This window comes from Chroococcidiopsis sp. [FACHB-1243], from assembly GCF_014696895.1.
Classification (GTDB): Bacteria; Cyanobacteriota; Cyanobacteriia; order Cyanobacteriales; family Chroococcidiopsidaceae; genus Chroococcidiopsis.
Genome location: NZ_JACJQX010000117.1, coordinates 1 through 4,030, shown reverse-complemented (window position 1 = coordinate 4,030; position 4,030 = coordinate 1). Strand labels below are relative to the sequence as shown.

Sequence of the window (4,030 nt, the reverse complement as noted above, 5' to 3'; positions counted from 1 at the left end):
GTTTATTATCCATCTAAGTATTTGGCAGATGAAGCGATGGGTATCTAGACTCTTATTTCCTACGGTTTGGTGTCTCGAACACATTTTACAGTGGTCTTATTAGCGACGTGCCCCAGAACGCGACTGCGCGTTACTAGCATTTTCAAAAACGAGCTGGTCTTTCCTCTGCTTAAATACAACTGTAATACTAGTAAACGAACATATTACCGCCAGCAAAAAAGTCCGACCGATCGGACAGTGCCAATAATGCCGAATCGATTAACACGTTCATCGCAATCCGGTGGCGGTTGGTTTCCAAGGGTTCTCCATCGTCAAAAATCAAATCGCTAGGGGGTTCTGGCACTGACCAACCTATTGCCTGGTGAGAAGATATTTCCTGTGATTTCGTGGTTTCAGCCGACATAGCTTTCTCTTGCACCATGAGGAACGCGATCGCATAGGAGCTGAAATCAAAAATCGAGCTAGTTGGTCAACTTATGGTTTCAGTTTTACTAGTATATCACCCCCTGTATATAAAATAATTATAATTATTTTATATACGGCTATACTACGACTAAATTTAGAATGGTACAAGCGTTCTATAAGCTTGACCCTTGAAGTTGTACAACATTCCTATTGTTGTTAGCTAATTTCTATGGGGTTGATTCTGAATAAAGTGGACAAGTCTTTCTGTCCCTTTAGAAATATATGGTTTAGTCGCGTAATAAGATCGAACACCTGTCCACTTTATTTTTGAATGTGATGCTATGCCTTCTCTCGCTCCCGCGATCAACCCTTACCTTGAGGGATATTTGTGGTCGGACGTGCATTCGGCACTGGCAAATCAGATTCGCAGATGTTTTAGTGCCGCTACTGCAAGCGGTAGTAGCGATCTAGCGGGAAATTTTTAACGCGATCTCAACTGCACCACTATGAATGCCATACAAACAACAAGACTTTTTACCGTTGACGAATATCGCTAGATGGCAGAATGCGGCATTCTCAAACCTGAAGAACGCACCGAGCTAATCGAAGGGCAGATAATTTTAATGGCAGCACAAAAACCACCGCATGCAGCAATTAGTGACAACATTGAGAAATATTTCAGAGTGCTGTTTGAAGGGGTGGCAGCAGTAAGGAGCCAAAAGCCAATTGTTTTAAGCGATCGCTCCGATCCAGAACCAGATATTGCATTAGTTCGGATTAACGAGCGTAACTACTACGATCGGCATCCCACTGTAGAGGATTTATTTTTGTTGGTTGAAGTGTCAGACGCAACATTGTTATTTGACATTAATCAAAAACTTGCTACCTATGCCCGTAGTGGAGTGAGCAATTATTGGGTAGCAGATGTAAATGCTGGTTGTATCAGGATTTTCCGCCATCCGCACAATTCCGAATACTTACAGCAGTTTTTCGTTCATCCAGGCGATTGGGTTACAGCCTTGGCTTTTCCAGAAAAGAAAATTGAAATCGGGCAGTTTTTCCCGAGCTGATACAAAACTTAATTGCAGCACAGCCTTTAGGCGTGAAGGAATCTCACTATCTCTCTACTTGTAGACTTAGCAACGCAACCACTTGCTCCATTGAGAAAGTAGTCATGTCTCGCCCCAGCCAAGAAAAATGCAGCTTATGCTCGAAACTGAGCGTGACTGAAGCTAAGTTCACACACGGAACTGATGGCGATCGCTGCTGGAACGACGATCGCTGTCACAATCGCCGCTCCTACTATCGCGATCGTGGTGTACGAAACTACAACCGCAAACAACACCGCCGCCAATCGATCGCGCCAGAACTTTCGCCACCAACGCAGACAGAGATTTTGGAAATTCCCGCTCCAGCCGCTCCAGCCGCGATCGCTCACTTCTACCGAGAAACAAAAGACTCGCCCCTACACGCAATTGGAGCCGAACTGTGGATGGGAAACCATCGAGTCGCAAAAATCGAACCGGTACATTGTTTGGGACTGGCGGAAGCACAAGTGAGAATGTTACTGATGAGGATATTAGAGGGATTTTCTAGTCATAGTAGAGTCAAAATTGAGCGCTTCCGTTCTACGGTAGAACTGCATCCAACCAATTGCCCGATTCACCCCTGTCCCTTGCACCCAAATAGTTAGCGTGGAAATCGTACAGCTCGAATTAGATTTGTGGCAGGCATTGGATGATGCTACCTTTGCTCCCGAAACGGTGGACGTGCGAGCGCTACTGCTATCTCTAGAGCGAGTCATGGAAAGTCGTACTTTGGCACAACAGTTGGCGATTGGAGCGGAGGGATTAGCGCGAATCGCAGCAGTTTACGCGGCACGGGCAGAGTCACTGATTTGGGAATGGGAAAGCCAGTACAATCCAACCGAACCAGTTGTCGATATCGATGAATGTGCCGATCTATTCGTGCAGTCGCTACACTTGGATTTGTCGGATTTACTCGAACCACCCCAAGCAGTACAGTATCCTCAAAATCGACAGCCCCCAACTGCGAGCGCTACTAATAACTCTCTAGTCGGACAAGTAGATAAGTCAGCCGTATTGGCAATGGTAAAACAACTAGAAGCAGAAGATAATTCCACCCTATCTGATGCAGAGCAAAAAGACCTTCTTCTCGCGCTTGCTCATATTGAAGATTTTTCGATGTGGAAGCGTGCGATCGCCGATTGTTTCGCTAATACGTCCCAAAAGTGCTTGCCTTTGATTGAAATAGTACAGCAGGTACAGTACCCAGCTACACTGGAAAAAGATTTAGGAGACATACTGGTGAAAACCTGGTTAGCTGTTCTGCTGGGCGGTTTTGACTTGGAGCAGCGCGAAGACTTTTACAGTCCGACTGGAATCTGGGTTTCTTTGCCTGATATTGCTGCCTGACAGCGAAGAAATGGTTCACTGTAGATCGGCAACGAGCGATGAAAAATTAAAAGTTAGTCAACAACTAGTTAGCCGTTCAACTCATCATAATAGCATTTCGCCATATTTGTGCTATAATTTTGCTATCAAATATGAGGCGATCGCATGGTAAATATTAGTTTGCGGGATGTACCTGACGAGCTGTATCAGCAGCTCAAGCAAATGGCTGAACTTGAACGGCGTTCGGTTAACCAGCAGATTTTGGTATTGTTGGAGCGCTCCCTCAAACTTCAACAGCGTCCTAGTGCTGAAGTTTGGCAGCGCTTGGGGCAGCGACGAGAAGCGATCGCTTCCCGAGTCGGACTCACGCCCAATTCAGCCGAACTGGTCGCCGAAGATCGGAGTCGTTGATGCTACTAGTGGTCGATAGTAACGTCGTGGCAAAATGGTTCTTTCCTGAAGAGTTACAGCAACAGGCGCTTACCTTACAATCTGACTGGATGTCAGGTGCAGTAGACTTGGTAGCACCGGATTTAATTTTGACTGAAGTTAGTAATATTACATGGAAAAAACAGCGTTTGAGCCTAATTACTCCAACAGAAGCAATCGGCACGATTGAGGATCTACTACTGCTCTCGATTCCTACAGTGGAATCACAAACTTTTCTACGTCAAGCCTACAGCTTAGCCAGTCGTTTTGACCGCACTGTTTATGATGCGCTGTATCTAGCACTCGCGGCTTTCATGCCAGCCAAACTCGTAACCGCCGACTTGCGGTTGTACAATGCCGTGAGTTCGCAACTAGAATTCGTCCAGTATTTAGGCAATTACTAGTGCCCAGCTATCTAGGCAATCGCGATCGCCGCTTCTGTTGCAGCACGATGGCGAGGTGATTTCTCTGCTGGCACTACAACAAGGTTTGGGAATGCCGTTGGTTGAAGTTTGGCTGTTGAATATTTCTTCCCCACATCAGCAGTGTGTATAGTCAGGAAATTCAGGGCGGTTTCGGAGAGTGCTCTAGATGAAATCTGTTTGGGTAGTGATGTGGAAGTAGTGGTGAGGCTCAAACCCTGCTCAGATGGGCATTGTAGCCATGAATGAAGTCCCAAATCGCTCCAATATGATTGTTCAACTGTTTGGAGAATGATAGACTTTCTCTTACTAGTCGAGAAACCCGTTGTCTGAAGGTATTATTGAATCGTTCAATCTGAT

Annotated in this window: 8 protein-coding genes and 1 pseudogene; 6 read left to right on the top strand and 3 right to left on the bottom strand. The window is 45.8% G+C overall.

Going from position 1 to position 4,030, the window contains the following annotated elements:
• Positions 1–193 precede the first annotated feature (193 nt).
• Positions 194–403: pseudogene (locus H6G17_RS32195) on the bottom strand (Uma2 family endonuclease); the annotation flags it as partial.
• Between the two features lie 343 nt (positions 404–746).
• On the opposite strand from H6G17_RS32195, the gene H6G17_RS32190 reads away from it, so the two are divergent.
• The 6 genes from H6G17_RS32190 to H6G17_RS32165 all read left to right on the top strand — a co-directional run bounded on the left by H6G17_RS32190 (position 747) and on the right by H6G17_RS32165 (position 3,652).
• Entirely contained in the window at positions 747–890 is a 144-nt protein-coding gene (locus H6G17_RS32190; protein ID WP_192162793.1) for a DUF4058 family protein, read from the top strand.
• A gap of 72 nt (positions 891–962) precedes the next feature.
• Positions 963–1,475 (top strand): Uma2 family endonuclease, encoded by a 513-nt coding sequence (locus H6G17_RS32185; RefSeq protein ID WP_192162790.1) that lies wholly within the window; start codon positions 963–965, stop codon positions 1,473–1,475.
• Positions 1,476–1,579: 104 nt separating this feature from the next.
• Positions 1,580–2,098: a hypothetical protein gene (locus tag H6G17_RS32180; RefSeq protein ID WP_192162788.1), complete on the top strand. Its 519-nt coding sequence runs from the start codon at positions 1,580–1,582 to the stop codon at positions 2,096–2,098.
• Between the two features lies 1 nt (position 2,099).
• Positions 2,100–2,840 (top strand): hypothetical protein, encoded by a 741-nt coding sequence (locus tag H6G17_RS32175; RefSeq protein ID WP_192162785.1) that lies wholly within the window; start codon positions 2,100–2,102, stop codon positions 2,838–2,840.
• Between the two features lie 144 nt (positions 2,841–2,984).
• On the top strand, positions 2,985–3,230 hold the full coding sequence (locus tag H6G17_RS32170) for an Arc family DNA-binding protein (RefSeq protein ID WP_192162783.1): 246 nt from the start codon (positions 2,985–2,987) through the stop codon (positions 3,228–3,230).
• The gene (locus H6G17_RS32165) at positions 3,230–3,652 is read left to right on the top strand and encodes a type II toxin-antitoxin system VapC family toxin (RefSeq protein WP_192162781.1); all 423 of its coding nucleotides are present in this window, start codon (positions 3,230–3,232) and stop codon (positions 3,650–3,652) included. Before H6G17_RS32170 ends, H6G17_RS32165 begins: the two co-directional genes overlap by 1 nt.
• Positions 3,653–3,663: 11 nt before the next feature.
• Here H6G17_RS32165 and H6G17_RS32160 read toward each other — a convergent pair whose 3' ends face one another.
• Together H6G17_RS32160 and H6G17_RS32155 are read right to left on the bottom strand one after the other, a co-directional pair.
• The gene (locus H6G17_RS32160; RefSeq protein WP_192162778.1) at positions 3,664–3,885 is read right to left on the bottom strand and encodes a hypothetical protein; all 222 of its coding nucleotides are present in this window, start codon (positions 3,883–3,885) and stop codon (positions 3,664–3,666) included.
• Positions 3,882–4,030: IS1 family transposase (locus tag H6G17_RS32155; protein WP_242038723.1), on the bottom strand; the 149-nt coding region annotated here is incomplete at its 5' end. The genes H6G17_RS32160 and H6G17_RS32155, both read right to left, overlap by 4 nt.

What these genes read in the sequence shown, in the direction of transcription:
- H6G17_RS32185 (WP_192162790.1), top strand. Translation starts at nt 963, where the DNA reads ATGGCAGAATGCGGCATTCTCAAACCTGAAGAACGCACCGAGCTAATC.
- H6G17_RS32180 (WP_192162788.1), top strand. Translation starts at nt 1,580, where the DNA reads ATGTCTCGCCCCAGCCAAGAAAAATGCAGCTTATGCTCGAAACTGAGC.
- H6G17_RS32165 (WP_192162781.1), top strand. Translation starts at nt 3,230, where the DNA reads ATGCTACTAGTGGTCGATAGTAACGTCGTGGCAAAATGGTTCTTTCCT.
- H6G17_RS32190 (WP_192162793.1), top strand. Translation starts at nt 747, where the DNA reads ATGCCTTCTCTCGCTCCCGCGATCAACCCTTACCTTGAGGGATATTTG.
- H6G17_RS32170 (WP_192162783.1), top strand. Translation starts at nt 2,985, where the DNA reads ATGGTAAATATTAGTTTGCGGGATGTACCTGACGAGCTGTATCAGCAG.